At 29.4% G+C, this 21,555-nt stretch carries 22 protein-coding genes and 1 pseudogene; 17 read left to right on the top strand and 6 right to left on the bottom strand.

Annotated elements, in window-relative coordinates:
• Positions 1-74: 74 nt before the first annotated feature.
• Positions 75-164 (top strand): annotated as a pseudogene (locus KGF36_RS19480) (DNA-binding response regulator); the annotation flags it as partial.
• Positions 165-341: 177 nt separating this feature from the next.
• On the opposite strand, the gene KGF36_RS19475 reads toward KGF36_RS19480, so the two are convergent.
• Entirely contained in the window at positions 342-1,880 is a 1,539-nt protein-coding gene (locus KGF36_RS19475) for an ABC-F family ATP-binding cassette domain-containing protein (protein WP_227830349.1), read from the bottom strand.
• 1,080 nt (positions 1,881-2,960) lie between these two features.
• On the opposite strand from KGF36_RS19475, the gene KGF36_RS19470 reads away from it, so the two are divergent.
• From KGF36_RS19470 to KGF36_RS19460, 3 genes are all read left to right on the top strand, one after another.
• Positions 2,961-5,840 (top strand): EAL domain-containing protein, encoded by a 2,880-nt coding sequence (locus KGF36_RS19470; protein WP_227830350.1) that lies wholly within the window; start codon positions 2,961-2,963, stop codon positions 5,838-5,840.
• A 364-nt stretch (positions 5,841-6,204) separates the two neighbouring features.
• A complete protein-coding gene (locus KGF36_RS19465) occupies positions 6,205-6,666 on the top strand; it encodes an Lrp/AsnC family transcriptional regulator (protein WP_413894772.1) in 462 nt (153 codons plus the stop codon).
• A 71-nt stretch (positions 6,667-6,737) separates the two neighbouring features.
• Positions 6,738-7,322, top strand: coding sequence for a DJ-1/PfpI family protein (locus KGF36_RS19460; protein ID WP_227830351.1), 585 nt, complete (start codon positions 6,738-6,740; stop codon positions 7,320-7,322).
• Between the two features lie 4 nt (positions 7,323-7,326).
• Here the strand turns inward: KGF36_RS19460 and KGF36_RS19455 are convergent, their stop codons facing one another.
• The gene (locus KGF36_RS19455) at positions 7,327-7,650 is read right to left on the bottom strand and encodes a winged helix-turn-helix transcriptional regulator (RefSeq protein ID WP_227830352.1); all 324 of its coding nucleotides are present in this window, start codon (positions 7,648-7,650) and stop codon (positions 7,327-7,329) included.
• A 153-nt stretch (positions 7,651-7,803) separates the two neighbouring features.
• On the opposite strand from KGF36_RS19455, the gene KGF36_RS19450 reads away from it, so the two are divergent.
• Positions 7,804-8,322, top strand: coding sequence for a nitroreductase family protein (locus KGF36_RS19450; RefSeq protein WP_227830353.1), 519 nt, complete (start codon positions 7,804-7,806; stop codon positions 8,320-8,322).
• Between the two features lie 223 nt (positions 8,323-8,545).
• On the opposite strand, the gene KGF36_RS19445 is transcribed toward KGF36_RS19450, so the two are convergent.
• Positions 8,546-9,214 (bottom strand): phenylalanine--tRNA ligase beta subunit-related protein, encoded by a 669-nt coding sequence (locus KGF36_RS19445; protein ID WP_227830354.1) that lies wholly within the window; start codon positions 9,212-9,214, stop codon positions 8,546-8,548.
• Positions 9,215-9,314: 100 nt separating this feature from the next.
• On the opposite strand from KGF36_RS19445, the gene KGF36_RS19440 reads away from it, so the two are divergent.
• The 7 genes from KGF36_RS19440 to clpP all read left to right on the top strand — a co-directional run bounded on the left by KGF36_RS19440 (position 9,315) and on the right by clpP (position 13,434).
• Positions 9,315-9,530, top strand: coding sequence for a hypothetical protein (locus KGF36_RS19440; protein WP_227843034.1), 216 nt, complete (start codon positions 9,315-9,317; stop codon positions 9,528-9,530).
• A gap of 148 nt (positions 9,531-9,678) precedes the next feature.
• Complete coding sequence (locus tag KGF36_RS19435) at positions 9,679-10,431, top strand: ATP-binding cassette domain-containing protein (RefSeq protein WP_227830356.1); 753 nt, start codon at positions 9,679-9,681, stop codon at positions 10,429-10,431.
• Positions 10,424-11,275 carry an ABC transporter permease gene (locus KGF36_RS19430; RefSeq protein WP_227830357.1) on the top strand — a complete coding sequence of 284 codons (852 nt, stop codon included), beginning with the start codon at positions 10,424-10,426 and terminating at the stop codon, positions 11,273-11,275. Before KGF36_RS19435 ends, KGF36_RS19430 begins: the two co-directional genes overlap by 8 nt.
• 64 nt (positions 11,276-11,339) lie before the next feature.
• Positions 11,340-11,777 (top strand): LytTR family DNA-binding domain-containing protein, encoded by a 438-nt coding sequence (locus KGF36_RS19425; RefSeq protein ID WP_227830358.1) that lies wholly within the window; start codon positions 11,340-11,342, stop codon positions 11,775-11,777.
• A 15-nt stretch (positions 11,778-11,792) separates the two neighbouring features.
• Positions 11,793-12,236 carry a DUF3021 family protein gene (locus KGF36_RS19420; protein ID WP_227830359.1) on the top strand — a complete coding sequence of 148 codons (444 nt, stop codon included), beginning with the start codon at positions 11,793-11,795 and terminating at the stop codon, positions 12,234-12,236.
• Positions 12,237-12,370: 134 nt separating this feature from the next.
• Positions 12,371-12,853: a helix-turn-helix transcriptional regulator gene (locus KGF36_RS19415; protein ID WP_227850898.1), complete on the top strand. Its 483-nt coding sequence runs from the start codon at positions 12,371-12,373 to the stop codon at positions 12,851-12,853.
• The gene (gene clpP / locus KGF36_RS19410) at positions 12,850-13,434 is read left to right on the top strand and encodes an ATP-dependent Clp endopeptidase proteolytic subunit ClpP (RefSeq protein ID WP_227830360.1); all 585 of its coding nucleotides are present in this window, start codon (positions 12,850-12,852) and stop codon (positions 13,432-13,434) included. The genes KGF36_RS19415 and clpP overlap by 4 nt, the downstream gene beginning before the upstream one ends.
• A 239-nt stretch (positions 13,435-13,673) precedes the next feature.
• Here clpP and KGF36_RS19405 read toward each other — a convergent pair whose 3' ends face one another.
• The gene (locus KGF36_RS19405; protein WP_227830361.1) at positions 13,674-14,165 is read right to left on the bottom strand and encodes a DUF2284 domain-containing protein; all 492 of its coding nucleotides are present in this window, start codon (positions 14,163-14,165) and stop codon (positions 13,674-13,676) included.
• Between the two features lie 279 nt (positions 14,166-14,444).
• Between KGF36_RS19405 and KGF36_RS19400 the strand changes: the two genes are divergently transcribed.
• The 5 genes from KGF36_RS19400 (at position 14,445) to KGF36_RS19380 (ending at position 19,666) form a co-directional block, all read left to right on the top strand.
• A complete protein-coding gene (locus tag KGF36_RS19400; RefSeq protein ID WP_227830362.1) occupies positions 14,445-15,521 on the top strand; it encodes a glycosyltransferase in 1,077 nt (358 codons plus the stop codon).
• A gap of 78 nt (positions 15,522-15,599) precedes the next feature.
• On the top strand, positions 15,600-17,327 hold the full coding sequence (locus KGF36_RS19395; protein WP_227850896.1) for an exosporium glycoprotein BclB-related protein: 1,728 nt from the start codon (positions 15,600-15,602) through the stop codon (positions 17,325-17,327).
• Positions 17,328-17,481: 154 nt separating this feature from the next.
• Entirely contained in the window at positions 17,482-18,243 is a 762-nt protein-coding gene (locus tag KGF36_RS19390; RefSeq protein WP_227830364.1) for an epoxyqueuosine reductase, read from the top strand.
• A 264-nt stretch (positions 18,244-18,507) separates the two neighbouring features.
• Positions 18,508-18,786, top strand: a complete 279-nt coding sequence (locus tag KGF36_RS19385; protein ID WP_227830365.1) for a CD3324 family protein — start codon at positions 18,508-18,510, stop codon at positions 18,784-18,786.
• A gap of 295 nt (positions 18,787-19,081) precedes the next feature.
• Entirely contained in the window at positions 19,082-19,666 is a 585-nt protein-coding gene (locus KGF36_RS19380; protein WP_227830366.1) for a DUF1062 domain-containing protein, read from the top strand.
• Positions 19,667-19,757: 91 nt separating this feature from the next.
• On the opposite strand, the gene KGF36_RS19375 is transcribed toward KGF36_RS19380, so the two are convergent.
• Positions 19,758-20,594, bottom strand: a complete 837-nt coding sequence (locus KGF36_RS19375) for a prenyltransferase (RefSeq protein ID WP_227830367.1) — start codon at positions 20,592-20,594, stop codon at positions 19,758-19,760.
• 69 nt (positions 20,595-20,663) lie between these two features.
• Entirely contained in the window at positions 20,664-21,293 is a 630-nt protein-coding gene (locus tag KGF36_RS19370; RefSeq protein WP_227830368.1) for a DUF3786 domain-containing protein, read from the bottom strand.
• Positions 21,294-21,555 lie beyond the last annotated feature (262 nt).

Raw genomic sequence — 21,555 nt, 5'->3', positions numbered from 1 at the left:
ATAACAATAGTTATCTTGACCAAGAAGCCACCACTTCAAACATTACCGTAGGTAGTTAAGTGGATGGTAGTTCACGAGAAAAGATTGAAGATAATCCTTCAAATCCTAAAATACTTATAACAGTCAAAGGGCTTGGATATAAGCTTGTGAATAGAGTTGATTAGACTGAATTCTAGTAGTTGTTTTTTAGGCACCCATTTATGAGTGCCTATTAATATATTTATACTTTAGTAAAATATTTATAGTCTCAAATATAACAAATACAAGAGATACTGAAATATTAAAAATAATTAATAATTAGTATTGTCAATAAACATAATATCTCCTAATAGTATAGGAATTTATATCAATTGTTTTTCTATATTAAATACCTTGTCAATCCAACCTTTATAAAACTTTTCTTCGTGAGAAACCAAAATAATACTTCCTTTAAATTGTTTCAAAGCATTTTGTAAAGCATCTTTTGTTTCTGCATCAAAGTGGTTAGTTGGTTCGTCTAAAATCAAGAAATTACAAGGGGATAGAATCATACAACATAATTTAACTTTAGACTGTTCACCTCCACTTAGAGTGGAAACACTTCTTGAAACATGTTCTTCTTTTACACCACACTTGGCTAAAGAGCGTCTGATTTCTTTTGTACTTAATTTTGGATACTTATCTGCCATTATTTGAAGTGGTGTTTTAGTAGGATTTTCCCATTTTAAATCCTGTTCATAATAACCAATTTTTATCTGCTCTGAGAAGATGAAGTTTCCAGAAATACAAGGAATATCTTTAACCAATGTTTTTAGCAAAGTGGATTTACCAATTCCATTGAATCCAGTTATAACTATTTTTTGACCTGTATTAACAGAAAAATTTAATTTTGGAAGTAATGGATAATAGTATCCAACTTCAAGATTAGTTACTGTAAGTGCGTTTTGTACAGACATTTCAATTTCTGCAAATTGGATACACGGTTTTCCTGTAAAGTTAGGAGGAGCTATTCTTTCTATTCTATCCAATTGTTTCTGTCTTCCTCTTGCAATTTTTGAATTTACACCAGCTTTATTTTTACGTATAAATGTTTCTTCTTTTTCTATTTTCTTTTGTTGTGCTTGATATTTTCTAATATAATCCTCCCTTAAGTGTGATTTTTGTTTAAGAAATTCTGAGTACTTTCCATGATACTTTTTAATCATTCCAAATTCTATATCGAGAATACCTGTGGAGATTTTTTCTAGAAAGTCAAAATCATGTGAGACTACAATAAATGCACCTCTAAATGTATTTAGATAATTGGCAAGCCATTCAACATGTTCTTTGTCTAAAAAATTTGTTGGTTCATCTAATAATAAAACTTCATAATTAGAAAGTAATAATTTTGCCATAATTACTTTTGCTCTTTGACCTCCACTAAGTTCCCCAATAATACGATTCATTCCTATTGAATCTAGTCCAAGACCATTTGCTACCCTATTTATTTCATTGTCTATAGAGTAGAAATCACTTGCTATTAATTGCTCTTGATAAGTTGATGCCTTAATAAGTTGTTGCTCATTTCCAGATATAGCACTTTCCTGATATAGCAAATTCATTTCTTTTTCTATTGTATAGAGGTCTTCAAATGCAGTGTGCAAATACAGAGATATTGTTGTATCTCTATTAATATCTGCATATTGGTCCAGATGACCTATTTTAATATTAGGTTGCCACTTAATCTCTCCTGTATCAGGGATAACTTCTCCTAATAAAATTTTAATTAAGGTGCTTTTACCTACACCATTTTGGCCAACCACACCTATATGTTCGCCTTTGAATAAATCAAAGTCAGCTTTTTCGTACAGTGATTTATCCATAAAACATTGTGATAAATTATTTACTTTTAATAAACTCATAATTCAAACTCCTTTTTTACTATAAAAATTTTATGAAAATAAAAAAAGCAGAGGAATAGCATTATAAAATGCCGACCTCTGCTTTTGGAAAAACAAAAGGCCATAGATAAGCATTGCTATCTATGGCCGTAAAATCTATATATCTATCGGCAAATAGGTAAATTTAAATAAGCATAGTTAAAAAACTACACTAAACCTATATTTGCCGATGAAGATAGAAGCTTTAAGCTTCCAGATTAACCTCTACACAACGCTTCATCGTATACATTTGTGTAGAGTTAAGTTTTCTAACAAGTTTAACTAATTTTATATAAATCATAATTGTTCACATCCTAATCTCAATATTAATTCTAATTCATTTATATTTAAATTGTACTATTGTACTTTTGATTTTTTCTTATTTAATTTAATACATATATCACTAATTATAGCTTAAATCATGGTATCATAATACTTAATCATAGTCAATATAAAAGATATTTTTACATGACAACTTTTATAATACAATAGGTTTAAATTATAGCAATTCTCCATATTTTTTTGCAAAGATTTTTTTTAACATAGTTACTAATACCATATAAGATAAGATAGTAAAAATCAACCCGATAAAGTAAATATTTGGAAGTGGAATCATACCAATAGCATTTCCAAATGGTGTATAAGGTATAATAGTCCCAATTGTAATTCCGATTGTTGTTAAAAGTGTTAGTTTCCATGAATATCAAGAGAGTATTCTAAGATTACTTTATCTTGAGTCAAAGTTCCTGTTTTGTCAGTGCAAAGTATATTCATAAAATATTGCAACTTATAAAATCAAAGGTGTAGTATTGTTGAACTTTCAATGGTATGCTAAGATATTTATATAATTATAATAAATAAAAATATATAATGACTATATAAAGTTATACTTTCAGAGTAATCACTAAAAATATATGTTTATTTATTCTTAGATAAACATATATTTTTTTAGTATTAAGTGTAATGATAAGTTTATGCATGATATAAATCTAAGTAATTTATTATTAGAATGATTATAAATAATTTGAGAGAAGATTTTATATGAGGGGGGGGCTAAAGTTTGTGTCAATTAAGAGACTGATTTTCATCATATTTTTAATTAATTGTATGATATTTATGTGTTTTCCAATACAATCACTTGCAAAGACAGAAAGTCGTGTTATAAAAGTAGGTTTTTTTGATTTTGAAGGATATCATGATTATGATAAAAATGGAAATAGAAATGGGTATGGATATGAATATCTTCATGAGATTGCAAAGCATACTGGTTGGACATATGAATATGTATCTGGTACATGGGAAGAGTGTCAAACTATGTTAGAAAATGGACAGATTGACTTACTTACTTCTGCACAATATACAAAAGAACGTGCTGAGAAATTTGATTTTTCAGAAGTACCTATGGGAAGTAGTTATGCACGACTTACAGTAAAAAGCGGAAACTCAAAGTATACACCAAATGATTATAAAAATTTTAATGGAATAAAGGTTGGACTACTTTATGGAAATAGTAGAAATGAACATTTAAAGAAATTTGCAAATGAAAAAGGATTTAATTACACATCTAAATATTTTAAAAATCAGGAAGAATTGGAAAATGCATTAAAAAGTGAAAAAGTAGATGCAATATTAACTAGTAGTTTGAGAAAAGTCAAAAACGAAAACGTAATTGCGCAATTTTCTCCATCTCCATTTTATTGTATTGTAAAAAAAGGCAATAATGAACTGTTACAAGAGGTAAATGAAGCTTTAGAAGATATTGAAATGGATAATCCGGCATATAAGTTTAATTTATATAGTAAGTACTATCAGTCTAGTAATAAAGATACATCTATTCTTTCTAGGGAAGAAAGAGATTACTTAAAAAGAAATAATAATATACGTGTAGTAAGTATGCCAAACTCCTATCCATTATCATATTTAGATACAGGTGGACTTAAAGGTATTGTACCAGATATATTTAATTTAATTGTAAAAGATCTTGGATTAAGTATAGATTATGTAAAAGCTAATTCATATAAAGAATCGATTGATATGGTAAAAGAGGGGAAGGCAGATGTTATATGTTTTTTTAATTCAGATTATGGATGGGCAGAGCAGAATGGAATTAAGATTACATCTCCTTATATGACATTGAACTATAGCATGATAACTAAAAATTACAAAAATACTAAATTTGATAATATAGCTGTTGCTGAGAGCGATACATTCAATGATGAGTATCTCAAAGAACACTATAAAGGTATCAACATTCAAAGATATAAATCTGAAGAAAAAGCTATAAATGCAGTGAAAAGTGGAGATGCAGATGCTGCATTTGTAAATACATATTCTGCTGAAGACTATATACAAAAAGATTATAATAATTTAAAAGCAATTCTAGTTAATGATTATAAAACTAATATATCTTTAGGTGTTGGAAAAAATATAAATCCAACATTATATTCCATTTTGGATAAGAGAATAAATGCACTTAATAAAGATGAGTATTCAGAAATTATTGCAAAGCATACAATTTTTCAAGACTATAAAATTAGTTTATCACAGTATATTCATCAGCATCCAGTTCAAACAGTTTTAATTTCTTTTTGTTTCTTTTTAGTTATAATAGCAGTACTTTCTTATGTTATTGCAATCAACAAAAGACATTCCACTCATATTTTTAATTTGGCATTTAAAGATATAGAGAATGGAGTTTGGAATTACAATGGATTTGAAGAACAAGCACCACGAGTTCTAGAAAAGCATAGAGAAAAATTTTATGCATTAATTGCTTTTGATATATCTAAGTTTGCTATCATAAATGAAAATTATGGTAGAGATTCTGGAGATATGATTATAAAAGAAATTGCATCAGTTTTGAATAGAGTTATTGGAGACAGGGCATTAATAGCTCATGTAAAAGCGGACCATTTTCTTTTACTTTTACCTTATGATTTAAAAAAAGATTTGGAATTAACTCTTATTGATATAAGTAAAAGTACTTCATACTTTGAAGTTAAGGGGCTTGGCATTAAAGTAAAGGCAAACTTTGGAGTATATATTATCAAAGATGAAGACATTGTTATTACAAAAGCTATTGATTATGCTGAAATTGCTAGAAGAAAAGCAAAAAGAAGTAATTCATCTATTATATATTTTGATGAATCTCTCAGAGAAAGTCTTAACAAAGAAAAAGAGATTGTTGATAGAATAGATTATGCATTAGAACATAATGAATTTCAGGTTTATTATCAACCTAAGTTTGATATGAGAACAAATAACATTATTGGTGCAGAAGCACTTGTTAGGTGGAATCATAAAGAACTTGGATTTATGATTCCAGGAGAATTTATTCCTATACTTGAAAAGAGTGGTGGAATTATAGATGTTGATTTTTTTGTGTTAGAAGAAGTATGTAAGTTGACAAGGTTTTGGATAGATTCTGGAGTTAAACCCATTTCAATCTCTGTAAATCAATCAAGAGTACATTTTCAGAAAAAAGATTATATAAATAGATTACAAAATTTGCTTGCTAAATATGATATACCTAAAAGTGTAATTGAACTTGAGATAACTGAAAGTCTATTTGAAAATGATAGTATATCAAATGATATGATAAATGAGATTAAGGAGCTTGGTTTTTTAATTTCTGTTGACGATTTTGGTTCTGGATATTCTTCATTACATCTTCTAAATCAAGTTTCTGTAGATATTCTTAAAATAGATAAATCTCTCTTAGATAATTCTGAAGGAAAAGGTAAAGTAGGTAAGATTATTAGTAAAGTAGTTGAGATGGCAAATGACTTGGGATTAGAGGTAATTTGTGAGGGGGTTGAGAGGATAGAACAAGCAGAATTTTTAATGAGTATTGATTGTTATTATGCACAAGGTTATTTGTATGCAAAGCCTATGCCAAAAGATACATTTCTTAAAAACGTAGATAAATTTAAAGGTATATAAAAGAATATATATAATATATGTATGTAGAGAAATACATCTAATATTAATTACTAAGTAATGATTGTAATTTTATAAATATATAAATTATAATCATTACTTTTTTTATAAAATAAAAAAGTTTGTTACTATAAAATAATAATTTGAAGAGTATTAGCTTTACACTTAGAAAATTGAGTTGATATACAATAAAAATACTAACATTAATTTAGTTTAAATATTTTAAGTGTATTATGTATGTTATATTTAATTAGTTTAAAAATTTAATGATAAGTATTAATTTTCATTAAATTTTATTGAAATAATTTAAATTATTTACTTATTTTAAATTATTAGCTAAAATTATACTAAATAATTAAGGAGGTGAATAGATATAGACGAGATAGATTTAAAAATAATTAATTCTCTAAAAAAGAACAGTAGAGCCTCAACTTCTGAAATAAGTAGACAAGTTAATCTATCAATACCAGCAGTTTCAGAGCGTATAAAGAAAATTGAACAGTCAAATATAATTCAAAAGTATACTATTCAAATCAATCGAGAAAAAACAAAATATAAACTTTTAGCTTTCATATTTATCAATACAGATTTATCTAAAAGTATAGAAGAGTTTAAGAAGACTATATTGGAGTATGACACTGTATTAGAATGTCATCACATTTCAGGAGAATATGATTATTTAATAAAAGTATTAGCAGAGGATACAAATGAACTTGAAGAATTTATAGCAATAACTTTGAAAAAAATCAGAGGAATCCAGAAAGCCAATACAACCATTGTTTTATCAACAATTAAAGAGGAAATTAATACAATCAAAGATATTTTTTAGATGAGCATAGACTTAAATGGTGATTATATTAATACCTACTTTATTACATATTTTTAGGAGGAAAATACAATATGAAAGTTTTAGTTTTTTTAGCAAAAGGTTTTGAAACTATGGAATTTAGCGTATTTGTAGATGTTATGGGATGGGCTAGAAATGATTATGATTACGATATAGATGTAGTAACTGGTGGATTTAAAAAGCAAGTTGTAAGCACATTTAATGTTCCAGTATTAGTTGACAAAACAATAGATGAAATATGTGTAGATGATTATGATGCTTTAGCTATTCCTGGAGGATTTGAAGAGTTTGGATTTTATGATGAAGCATATGATACATCTTTTTTAAACTTAATAAGAGAGTTTGATACAAAGGAAAAGATAATTGCTACTATTTGTGTAGCAGCTTTACCTGTTGGTAAAAGCGGTGTTTTAAAAAATCGTAAAGCTACTACATATCATTTAAAAGATGGTCAAAGACAAAAACAGTTAAGTGAATTTGATGTAAATGTAGTCAATGAGCCAATTGTTGTAGATAGAAATATTATAACTTCATATTGTCCAGAAACCGCACCACATGTAGCTTTTAAGCTTTTAGAAATGTTGACATCTAAGGAACATATGGAAGTTGTAAAATTAGCTATGGGATTTAAATTATAATAAATTAAAGTTTATTTAAGTAATCAGAACCCCAATCACACATAACATCTAAAATAGGAATAATGCTTTTTCCAAAATCGGATAATGAATATTCCACTTTTGGAGGTACAACAGGATAAACAACTCTTATAATAAAACCATCTGTTTCTAATTCACGTAATTGTTGAGTTAGCATTTTAGGAGTTGCTTTAGTAATTAATTTTCTAAGTTCATTAAATCTTAATGTGGTATCTTTAAGATGCCAAAGGATAAGTGTTTTATATTTACCACCAATCAATGCAAGTGTTGCTTCTATAGGACAACTGTAATTACTTGAACATTTTTTCATTTTTTTAGACCTCTCAATATATTTTGAAGTACCCTTTTTGGTACTATGTTACAAAAAAGTGCATTATTGTAATATATAATTATAGTGATAAGATTATAGCATAGGTTAAATAAATCATCAACTTAGCCCAATAAAATGATAGGGGGGAAATAAATGAATTTTGTTGAAATCGCCAAAAAAAGATATTCTTGTCGTAATTATCAGGATAAAAAGGTTGAAAAAGAAAAACTAGATAAAATTTTAGAAGTTGCTAGGATAGCTCCAACAGGGGGTAATCGTCAGCCTCAAAGATTAATTGTAATACAAGAAAAAAAGGGTCTTAATAAAGTTTCTAAGGCTGCAAATATATATGATGCACCATTAGCAATTATCGTATGTGGAGATAAGGATAAAGTTTGGACAAGACCTTTTGATGGTAAACAACTTACAGATATTGATACAAGTATAATCACCGACCACATGATGTTACAAGCAACTGAACTTGGGTTAGCGAGTGTATGGGTATGTTATTTTAATCCAGATGTAATTAAAGAAGAATTTAATTTGTCAGATAATCTTGAACCAGTAAACATATTACTAATAGGATATGAGGCTGGAACACCAGAAAGCCCAAATAGACATGATAAAACTCGTCTTCCTTTAAATGAAATTGTTTCTTATGAAACTCTTTAGATATAAAAGTAAGTTATCTATATGAGATGTATAATGAGTTATTTTTTTAAATAAAGTTCTATAAAAAGTTAATGCTTATATAAAATTAATTTTAGTGAAGTATATATCTGATTGAACAATGATGTATACTTCACTATTTTAATTACTTAGAATACCTACTAATACTTTGAATATCCACTAAACTTAAATTTTCATTATATTAATAAAAATACATCGATATTAATTAAAATACATCAATTAAATCAATTTTCGAGTCTGGAAAACCACTTAAAATATAATCTTTTATATCGCTTAGGTGGTCATAAATTTGTTTTTCAGAAACTCCATCAGGGCCATATACAAAGTATAGAATATTTTTAGTTTCTTTTGTAATCTTTGTACGATTATCTGGTCCATTAAGAATACTAGATAGTATACCAAGGTTATCTGATAAAAATAAATCGTCTCTTGTTAGAGTTTGCTCTCTTTCTCCTATACCATAAAAATGTTCATTTTCATTTGCTAAATCTATTTTTAAAGGTGATTCTATTTTATCAAGGTCATGTCCTGCTGTTAGAAGAAGATTTTTTAATTCTGCTAAAAACATTGCTTGAATAGGTAGACTTACATTTGGAATACCTTTTGATTTTAGTAAAAGGGATTCTAGTTGAAGTAATACAGGATAAGTTTTCTTAAATTTTTTATAATACTTTATGTAGTTGGAAAGAGGTTCTGTTTTAATCTTTTCTTTACGATTGTATTCAGGATTTTGTGCAATAATATTTTCAATTTCAGAGGTTTTAAGAAGTAAAAAATTTTCTTCATTAGGCGTTGAATAGGTCATATTTACAATCATAACTCCAAATTTAATATTGGGATAAATTTCTTTTACTCTATTTGATATTTCTAACATAATTTAGACTCCTTTTTATTTTTTGTTTTATGGTATAATCTTAGCAAGTAAAAAGTGGATTTTGTAGTTCCATTTTTATAGTAATTTTATAGAACCACTTTTGGAGGTATTAAAATATGGATTACAATTAATAGAAATAGTGACATATCATTATCAAGACAAATTTATGATTTATCCTGTACAGCAATATGCAATTGAGAGTAAAGTAGAATATGACCATGAAGTTGTCCTAGGATATGCTCATCTTATTTTTGATGAAATTGAACAGGGAGTAAGAATACTTAGCAAAATAATACATACAAATCAAGATGTATAGGGAATGTTTTTACAATAGCTTATTTTTAGGTATGTATTTTACTTTAGTTTTTTTACAACTCACATATTCATTTATACTACATACTTCTAATTGTATTGTGTGGACAAATTACTTATTGTATTCTGAAATCATCAATTAAGGAAGGTAGATGAAATGGATGAATAAGATAATAGAAGTAATTAATTTGCAAAAAAGCTATGATGCTTTTAAAGTTGTGAAAGGGATTGATTTTTATGTAGAGGAAGGTAATTTGTTTGCATTACTGGGAGCTAATGGTGCTGGAAAATCTACAACAATTGATATTCTTTGTACATTATTGAATTATGATAGTGGAGAAGTGATTATAGATGGGCATAAGTTAGGTGTAGAGGATAATAAGATTAAAGAAAAAATTGGAGTAGTATTTCAAGAAAGTATACTAGACCCACTCTTGACAGTAAGAGAGAATCTTACAATTCGTGCAAAATTTTATATTAAGAATAAAGATAAAGTAAGACAAATTGTGCATGAATCTGCTTTATCTGTAGGAGCTATGGAATTTATAGATAGACCATATGGTAAATTGTCTGGAGGTCAAAAGCGTAGGGCTGATATAGCAAGAGCTCTTTTAAATACTCCTAAAATACTGTTTCTAGATGAGCCTACAACAGGGCTTGACCCAGAAGCTAGAAAATGTGTATGGGATACTATATTAAAATTACAAAAACAATATGGTTTTTCTATAGTTCTTACAACCCATTATATGGAGGAGGCTTCAAAAGCTGATTATATTGTAATGCTTGATTATGGTGTTATAACAGCAAAAGGTTCACCTCATGAACTAAAATATAAATACAAAGCAAATAATTTAGATGATGTATTTTTGAATATAGTTAGAAATAGAGGTGAAAAAAATGTTTAATATAGCACAAAGAAATATAATGATTTTTTTAAGAAATAAAAGAGGCGTATTTTCATCTTTTTTAGGTGCAATAATTGTAATCGCTATATATGTTATTTTTTTAGGAGAAAATTTGAAGGAAGGTTATCCAAATATTAAAGACATAGATATATTAATGAATAGTTGGGCAATGGCAGGAATTATTTCTGTTGTTTCTGTAACTACAACAATGGGTTCATTTGGAGTTACAGTATTGGATAAGGAATTAAAAAGAACCAAAGATTTTTATTGTTCGCCTGTTAAGATGAGAGAGCTGGTAGGAGGATATATTTTAAGTTCATATTTAATTGGTGTAATTATGAGTATATTTACATTTATACTTGCAGAGATATATATTGTATTAAGTGGGGGACAATTTTTACCTATGCTTTCTATTATAAAGGTCATTGGTGTAATATTATTAACAGTTTTATCATCTAGTGCAATGATATTTTTTATTGTAAATTTGTTAAATAGCATAGATACATTTGCAACTGCTTCTACGATTATAGGTACTCTTATTGGATTCTTGACAGGAATTTATATACCTATTGGAAGCTTACCTCAAGCAGTACAAACCATTATAAAGTTATTTCCAATTTCACATGGGACTGTATTACTTAGACAAATTATTACGGAGTCTCCATCAAAAGTAACATTTGTGGATTCAACAAATGTATTGACTGCATTTAATGAACATATGGGAGTAACATTTGGTGGTATTGGCAGTTTACCTGAAACTTCAATTCATATTATGTTTCTAGTTATTTCTGCAATAGTCTTTTATTTTGTTACTATACTTATGGTATCAAGAAAAGAAAGCTAGAAATTAATAGTAGGAAAATACAGTATAGTCTTTTTATAGAAATCAAAAGAAAGGATGTGTTAGAGTGAAAGTAGTAATTGAAACTCCATTAGATGGAGAAGAGGATGAAATTATCATAAGATGCAGAAATCTTGATGATGAAATGCTTAAATTGATTTTTAACATCAGGATGCAAAGAGAGTCTCTTATAGCATATAAAAATGAACAACTCTATCGTATCAATCCTTTAGATGTTTATTACTTCGAATCTGTAGATAATCATACTTATCTTTATTGTAAAAATGATGTTTATGAGTTTAAGAAGAAGCTTTATCAGATTGAGGAAATTTTTTTTAATAGTGATTTTCTTAGAATATCCAAGTCTGTAATATTAAATCTTACAAAAATAGACTCAATTGTACCAGCGTTTAATGGTAGATTTGAAGTAATACTAGATAATGGTGAAAAGACAATTATTTCACGTCAATATGTACCAATATTGAAGAAAAAACTAAGGATATAAAGGAGTTGATTGAATATGAATTTAATAAATATACTAAAGAATGTAGTTCGTTGTTTTTGTATGATAACTACAGGAGTTTTAATATCTGTTTTTACTTCTTGTCTATTATTTAGCCCTGATGAGACATTTAGTATAAGTATTTTCCAACAGATTTTATTAATTGCATTGGTAACATCTCTATCCACATTAATTTTTTATTCAAAACGAGAACTAGGTAGAAAAGAGTTACTAATTCGTCAAGTAATTCATATGATTTTTCTGTTTGTTTTTGTTATGTGGTTTTCATTTAAAAGTAATTGGATTGATAGTGGGCATATTTTTCAAGCTCTGTTTATAGCACTATCTATATTTATTATCTATCTTTGTATAACACTTGCTACTTGTAAAAGAGATAAGAAAGAATCTATTTTACTAAATAAAGGTCTGAAAGAATATAGGAAAAATAAAATTAGTAAATGATAGCTAAAGTAATTCAACAAATTGTAAATTTATTATTAATTAAGTTTTTATACAAGTCATTTATTTAAGATAGCAATTTATATTAAGAAGAAAATTCTTGTATGAGTTATAATACTTAAAAGGAGATGATGAGGTTGAAAACAAATACAGATGTGATTATGGAAATCATTGATTATATAGAAGAACATCTTACAGAAAATCTAAATCTAGATAAAATAGCTGATGTTGCTAGTTATTCAAAATATCATTTACACAGAATGTTTACAAATATTGTGGGATGTACTATACATCAATACATTAAAAGAAGGAGACTTACTGAAGCAGCTAGACAACTTGTATTTACAGATAAATACATTATAGATATAGCTCTTACAGTTGGATATGCTACACACCAGTCTTTCACATTAGCATTTAAAACTTTATATAAAGAATCTCCACAAATATATAGAAGTAAAGATGAATTTTATCCTATTCAACAAAGATTTGTTTTAAATTCAAATCATCAAATCCAAAATGTAGAGTGTATTTCTTATACAAGTATTAATTATGAACGAAGAAGAGATGAAATCAATTCTTATCTCAACTTTAATATTAATTGTGAGGTGAAAGTAGCATGAATTTAGTACCACATGTGATTGAACAGACAGGTCAAGGTGAAAGGTCTTATGATATATATTCAAAACTATTAAAAGATAGAATTATATTTATAGGGGAAGAAATTAATGATGCTATTGCAAGTTTGGTAGTAGCTCAATTACTATTCTTAGAATCAGAAGACCCAGATGCAGATATAACTATATATATAAATAGCCCAGGAGGGGTTGTAACATCAGGGTTTGCTATATACGATACTATGAACTATGTCAGATGTGATGTATCAACTATTTGTATTGGTATGGCTGCAAGTATGAGCGCCTTTTTACTTGCTGGAGGTACAAAAGGAAAAAGATATGCCCTACCTAATGCAGAGATTATGATACATCAACCTATGGGTGGTGTTAAAGGGCAAGCAACAGATGTAAAAATAGCAGTAGATAATATATTGAGAAAAAAGGAAAAATTAGATAGAATTCTTTCTGAGAATACTGGAAAATCAATAGAAGATATTAGAATAGATACAGATAGAGATAATTTTATGTCTGCACTGGAAGCTAAAGAATACGGATTAATTGATTGTATAATGGAGAAAAGAGAGTAGAGTACTCTTTTAAAAGCTTAATATATAGTATATAACTAATATTAAAATAATCATGTTTAAATAAACATGGTTATTTTTTGTTTAAAAAAGAAGTTTTTAAAATGGCAAGTAAATGATTAATAAATAGTAATTTTACATACAAGTTTAGATATTTTCTAGAGATATTAACCAATGTGGTTGTAATGGTATTATAACTTATAGACCACACTGGTTAAGCTGAGTAGAAAATATTAATTTTTTTAATCAACTAATAATAAACCAAAGTGATTTTGAATTTCTCCCTTTTCTCGCAAAGTATTTATTTCAAGTCCATTTGACCTTACTGTAGCAAAAACATCAATACCACATGCTTCCATTGATGGAGCAGTCTTGTTAGGAAAACTACAAGTATCAGGATTACATTTGGCACACTTTGTACAAGGACCACTTCCAAAAGCAATTGCTTTATAGTATCCATCTAAAAAAAGTTCTCTTGCTATTTCAACAGCTAGAGGAGTAACAATACTCATTTTGTGACATCGAAATAAAATAGCTTTTCTGTAACAATCTATTATTGCTTGTGTCTGTTGATAAGTTGGAGTGTTGGGCGGACAACAATGACTATGACCATATGTATTACAACCAAACTGACACTTATAAATTGTCCATGCCGCTGTGACAATCGTTTTAGGGTCTATTGAAACTGCAATATCAGCTCCACTGGATTTTAACATTTCAAAGTATTTTTTCATAATTTACCTCCTACCAAAAATAGTTTAATTTTTTATATTGTATGAATGATTAAATTTTACATATTCTTATACTTATGGTAACGCAAAAATACATATCAATCAAATCGAAGTATTTAAATTATGAATTCAATAAAAATGAACTATAAATATACATGATAAATAAACTTACCTACTGATTTTTTGTCGTTAAAAATTTTCTAACTTTCAATAACAAAATAAGAGGAAATACCATATATTACTTATGTCTGTAATATATAAAAGACAAAGGAGTTGTACATTATGATTACAATAAGTTTGTGCATGATTGTTAAAAATGAGGAAGAAGTTATAGGCAGATGTTTAGAGTGTGTAAAGGATATAGTAGATGAAATTATAGTTGTAGATACTGGTTCTACAGATTCCACAAAAGAAATAGTTTCAAAATATACGGACATGGTGTACGATTTCGAATGGATAGATGATTTCTCTGTTGCGAGAAATTTTTCATTTTCTAAAGCTTCTAAAGACTATATAATGTGGCTTGATGCAGATGACATAATTTTAGAAGATGATAGAAAAGAATTATCAAAAGTTAAGGAAAATTTAGATACTTCTATTGATATGGTCATGGCAAAATATAATGTATCATTTGATGAAAACGGAAAACCAACTTTATCATATTATAGAGAACGCTTATTTAAGAGAAGTTCTAATTATAAATGGGTTGACCCTATTCATGAAGTAATACCTCTTGTTGGAGAAATATTTTATTCTGACATTGCAATATCACATAAAAAACTTCACAGACAGGACCCTTTAAGAAATCTCAGAATTTTTGAAAAAATGATTTCAGAAGGTAGGATATTGGAGCCAAGACATCAGTTTTATTACTCAAGAGAATTGTATTACAATGCAAGGTATAAAGACGCTATAGAAGGTTTTACTAAGTTTTTAGACTCTTCAAAAGGGTGGATTGAGGACTGTATAAGTGCTTGCAGAGATTTAGCCACATGCTATTACTTAATTAATGATGAAAAAAGTGCCTTATATTCTTTATTTAGAAGCTTTGAATTTGATGAGCCAAGAGCAGAAGTTTGCTGTGATATAGGAAAGCACTTGTTTGATAGACAAAGATATAAAGAAGCTATTTTTTGGTATAAGGTAGCGTTAACTAGAGATAAAAATGACATTAATGGAGGATTTAAGTCAAATGATTGTTATGGATACTTGCCGTGTATACAATTAAGTGTATGCTATGACAAACTAGGAGAAATGGATAAAGCCATATCTTATCATGAAAAAGCAAAAGAAATCAAACCTAACGATAGTGCTATTTTATACAATGAAAATTATTTTAGTAAATATAAAAGTTATTAATAAGTCACAATAATACTAATTTTGACATATTATGTAGAGAGCATGAAAGCTCAAATATATTAGGAGGTGCTTTAAGTAATGAGTAAAAATAAATATTTTGGCCCATTTGATGGTAATAACCATGATAACAATTATGGTGATTGCAATAGCGGTTGCGATAGTTGTAATAGTTGTGACTGTCATCATGGTTGCCCACCATCATGTATAGGTCCAACAGGTCCAATGGGTCCCAGAGGTAGAACAGGTCCCACAGGCCCAACAGGTACAACCGGACCAATGGGTCCAACAGGAACAATAGGAAACACAGGAGTAACAGGAAACACAGGAGCAACAGGGTTAATAGGCCCAACAGGAGCAACAGGTTCAGCAGGCCCAACAGGAGCAACAGGAGCAACAGGATTTGGAGTAACAGGTCCAACAGGAGCAACAGGAGATACAGGAGCAGATGGAGTAACAGGTCCAACAGGCCCAACAGGCCCAACAGGAGTAACAGGAGCAAATGGAATAACAGGTCCAACCGGGATAACAGGAGCAACAGGATTTGGAGTAACAGGTCCAACAGGTCCAACAGGAGCAACAGGAGTAGGAGCAACAGGAGCAACAGGTCTAATAGGTCCAACAGGAGCAACAGGAACACCTGGAACAACAGGCCCAACAGGCCCAACAGGTCCAACAGGAGCAAATGGATTGATAGGCCCAACAGGAGCAACAGGAAATACAGGGGCAGATGGAGCAACAGGTCCAACAGGCCCAACAGGAGCAACAGGAAATACAGGAGCAGATGGATTGGCAGGCCCAACAGGCCCAACAGGTCCAATAGGAACACCTGGAGCAACAGGTCCAACAGGAAATACAGGAGCAACAGGGGTAGGAATAACAGGAGCAACAGGAGCGACAGGAGCAACAGGTCCAACAGGAGCAGATGGATTAGTAGGTCCAACAGGAGCAACAGGAAACACAGGAGCAGATGGAGTACCAGGTCCAACAGGTCCAACAGGAGCAACAGGAAACACAGGAGCAGATGGAGCAACAGGCCCAACAGGAGCAACAGGAAACACAGGAGCAGATGGAGTACCAGGTCCAACAGGAGCAACAGGAAATACAGGAGCAGATGGAGCAACAGGAGTAACAGGTCCAACAGGGGCAACAGGAAATACAGGAGCAGATGGAGCAACAGGCCCAACAGGAGCAACAGGAAATACAGGAGCAGATGGATTAGTAGGTCCAACAGGAGCAACAGGATTAGCTGGGGCAACAGGAGCGACTGGAGCAACAGGAATAGCAGGAGCTAGTGCAATAATACCTTTTTCATCAGGTATACCACTATCACTTACAACTATAGCTGGTGGATTAATAGGAACACCAGGATTTGTTGGTTTTGGTAGTTCAGCTCCAGGTGTAAGTATAGTTGGTGGAACAATAGATCTTACAAACCCAGCAGGAACATTGACTAACTTTGCATTTTCAATGCCAAGAGCTGGAACAATAACATCTATTTCAGCATATTTTAGTACAACATTAGCACTTTCACTTATTGGTTCAACAGTTACAATTACAGCTACACTTTACCAATCAACTACACCAAATAATACATTTACAGCTGTACCAGGAGCAACAGTTACACTAGCTCCACCACTTACAGGGTTATTGTCAGTAGGAACAATTTCTACTGGAATAGCAACAGGATTAAGCATACCAGCAACAGCAGAAACTCGTTTCCTATTAGTATTTACTGCATCAGCTTCAGGTCTTTCATTAGTTAATACTGTAGCAGGATATGCAAGTGCAGGAATTTCAATTAGTTAGATTAAATAATTGAAATAAACAGACTTCCAGCATCTAATTTAGATGCTGGAAGTTTTTTATTTTGATATCAATTGATAAAGCATAATATAGAGTACTGGTATATAATATAAAATAATAACATGAAATTAGAGATAGAATTGTCTAGGGGGATATTATGAAAACTAAAATTGAAGAATTAATGAACCGTTTTGTAAAAGATTACAATAAGTCAAATAATGTAAATTCAAAATGGCAAGAACTTTTATTTGCCTATGCATCTGCTGAAGATGAAATGTTTCAGCAGTTAAAAAAAGTTATAGGAACATCTCATGCTATGCCAAAAGACTTCTTGAAAGATGGTAAGACTATAATTACATATTTTATACCCTTTGATAAAAACATAAATGATAGTAATATTGGAGGGCTTGAATGTTCAGAAAGTTGGGCAAGAGCTTATATAGAAACTAATAAATTGATTTCTGACTTGAATACTTTTTTATGTGAAGAGCTAGGAAATATGGGGTTTGACTCCTACGCTATTCCTGGGTCATATAATTTTGACAATGATAAATTGATTAGTGATTGGTCACAAAGACATGTAGCATTCATAGCAGGTCTTGGAACTTTTGGTCTAAATAATATGCTTATTACAGAAAAAGGATGTTGTGGAAGGGTAGGAAGTATAATCACAAGTTTAAAATTAGAACCAACTAAAAGACCAGAAAAGGAATACTGCTTGTATAAACATAATAACAGTTGTAAAAAGTGTGTAAGTAAATGTGTGAAAGAAGCTTTAAAAGAAGATGGGTTTGATAGAAATAAGTGTTATGAAATGTGCATGATAAATGAGAAAAAATATTCTTATATAGGTGGATGTGATATCTGTGGAAAATGTATAGTTGGAGTTCCATGTTCAGTAATAAACCCATCAATGTAAAAAGTTTCTGTTAATTAACAATTCTAATTTGATATGTAATAAACTACAAATATAAATAAAAAATAAAGAAATTTATGTTGATTGACAACTATTTGTGCTATTGATAGACTTATATGTATTGCTGTGGTATAAGGAGGGGTGAGACTTTATGCTTGATTTAATCTTTATTTTTGCATAGCAAGGGCTATTGCAACTATAAAATTTAATATACAGATAGCCCTTTGCTATTCCTAATAAAAAATTACTGTTTAATAGGAGAGCAAAATGAGCTATAAAAAAGCAATACATGTATTACCAGAAGAATTACTTGAATTGATACAAGAATATGTGGATGGAGAATGTATTTATATTCCCAGAAAATCAAACAATAAAAGAGAATGGGGAAGTAATACATCTACTCGTGAAGATTTAACAATTAGAAATATGCAAATTTATGAAGATTATCAAGTTGGTCATGATTTGCAATATTTATCAGAAAAATATTATCTGTCTTTGAAGAGTATTCAAAGAATTATATTACAAGAAAAAAGAAAAGATATTTAAATGTAAGCCAGTATAGTTATATAGCTATACTGGCTTATTTTCTTTTGTTAAAAATGTTTAAGGTATAGTTTTTTTTTAGTGGATGCTATAATTTAATTAATTTCAGAAGCTTATATAATAATAAAATCCAGAGGTAGTGTCTATATTAAGAGAAAATAATTTGTTATATAAGTATATAATTGAAATTAAAATTTATTAAAAATTAGGAGGTACTATTTTGAAAAAAATGCTTGATTATATTCCACCTTTTCACAACTTTCTATTTTAGCAATATTATAGAAAGGAAATTGTATTTATGCAAAAAATTACTTGGGAGATTGAGTATAAATCCCAATTGCCAGTAATTAGGTACTGCAAAAAATGTGGAAAAAAGACTGAATATATTTGTTCAGATTTATTTAGAGTGAATGCTCAACATAAGTATTTAGATATTTGGTTAATATATAAATGCTCAAATTGTGATTCTACATGGAATTCAACCATATATTCTCGTATTAATCCAAAAAACTTAAATCCAGAAATATTAGAACAATTTTATACGAATGATTATAATCTTGTTAAACAATATGCTATGAATGTTGGGCTTTTACATAGAAATGGGGCGGAAGTTGGTATCCCAGAATATAAAATAGTAGGTCAAGATATTTGTATTGATGACCTTACACAAGTTCATATTGCAAGTAAGTATCCATGTCAATTAAAGGTATCCACATTATTACGTGAGAAGCTTGGCTTATCTCGAAAGGTCTTTGAAGACATGCTAGACTGTGGGATGATAAAAAGTATATCTGGAGTTGACTTAAGGAGAAGTAAATTAAATTATGAGATTGTGTTACAAATTGGAAAGAGTAAACAAGAATATTTAAATCAGTTAGACTAGCCGGTTTAATATGTTTTATGTAACATCATTTTAAATAAGTATAGCAGCTTTAAAAATACAAAGAAGCTATACTTATTTATGTATAATAGCATTATCTTTTTTCTAGATTTTCTAATATCTCGTAGTAGTGTGTTGTAGCTAGTACACTTGGCTTACCTTTTTTACAGAAAGATAACTTGGATAGCTTTGGGACTACACGCTCAACAACAATCTGATTATCTGGCATTTTAGATTCAAGTATCTTTAATGCTTCTAGAAATCTCTTATCCTTCTTTGCACGATTATAAAATGATAAAACATAAACATAAAGAAATAGATTGTAATTGCGGAAAGGATATTCAACTTGCATGAATAATGTACCAATTCCATAGTGGCAAGGTCCGATTGGTTTTCTAATTGTCCAATGTTCAAGTAAAAAATCCACAGCCTTATCAAGTTTTGATTCTTTATTTAAATAGTCGCTAAAACGGAATGCATCTAATATATTAAGTGTTGGAAGTGGGTTTGAGTACTCAGTTTCTGGACCTCTACCAAAACTGAACTTATTGCAACGCCAACCACCATCAGTATACTGAGTATCTAAAAAGTATTGAAACGTCTTTTGGATTCTAACATCTGAAGCATATCCCATGTGGCAAAGTGCATTGGTTGCATTAGCTGTATGGCAGGGATAAATACCTCCTTTTGGATATAATTTAAAACGCCCATCTTCTCTCCATGTGCTAAATATCAAGTCAGCACATTCTTTAAGTAAAGTATCAGTAGGTTTCATACCCAATTCCAATAGATAAAGTACACTATCTAGTGTGGTGAAAGGTGAACCTTTCATTAAACGTTTGTCAGGTGTAGCCCAATAGTCTGCACCATTATCATATCTGTGTGACAATATCTCTTCTATATCTGATAAATATTGATTTTCTACGTTCATTTTTTAACTCCATTTCATGTTAGATTCTAACTAAATTTATCAAAAAATTTATTATAATAGTATTGATGCTTATAATTGATTTACTTTATTCAAAATTGCATCTATAGCTGTATCAGGAACAACTGCTAAGTCTTCTGCATTAAAATAATAAATTATATTAGAGTCAAATAATATATTTGAATTTGGTGGAAATTCATCATCTCCAAGCCAAAGTATAAATATCATAGAAGTATTACCTATGTATGTAAACTTATAAGCTAGGTCACCCATTTTTATTTTTTCAGCTCCAATATTCTCCATGACTAATTTATATTTATCTATTTGAGATGTAAAGATTTCTGAAAGTCTTGCTAGAGTTCTATTTAGAAAGTTAGGATAATAAACATTACCTCCAGGAACTTCTTTAAAAGTTATATATTTATTTGTAAGAGGTATACCTTTAGCATTACACAAATACCTAAGCATTAGAATCTTAAGTTCGAAATTTTTACAGAGACTTCCATTACTATTCCAAACTTCTCCACTTGGATAATCAACCGTATACTGTCTACCAAAAAAATCAATATTAAATTTGCTTGAATCACTATTAAAGTCAATATTACTTAAATTACTAATTGTATGAGGGTCTGATTCTTTGAGTTTTTTTCGTGCATAATCAAATGGAACATTATAATTACTTGTTTTAATATTTTTATCCATAATATTTTCCTCCGATTTAAAGACCTAAGTATATATTTGTAAAAGATTTTCTTATTATTGATTTTATTATATATCTAGAATATTACAATATCAAATTAATAAATAAATTTTGTTATTTAAAGGAATCTATTTGACACACTCCCCATAGCTAAAGCAAGGGGATTCTTGGTGGCTAACGACTTAACACTATCTAAACGATAGAATCATAGGTGGTTACAAAGCCAAGCTACTTGGACGGTGTCTTCGCCACTACTACCTTATA

It is taken from the genome of Clostridioides sp. ZZV14-6009, assembly GCF_020658095.1.
Lineage (GTDB): Bacteria > Bacillota > Clostridia > Peptostreptococcales > Peptostreptococcaceae > Clostridioides.
This window is presented reverse-complemented; position numbering and strand designations above follow the sequence as displayed.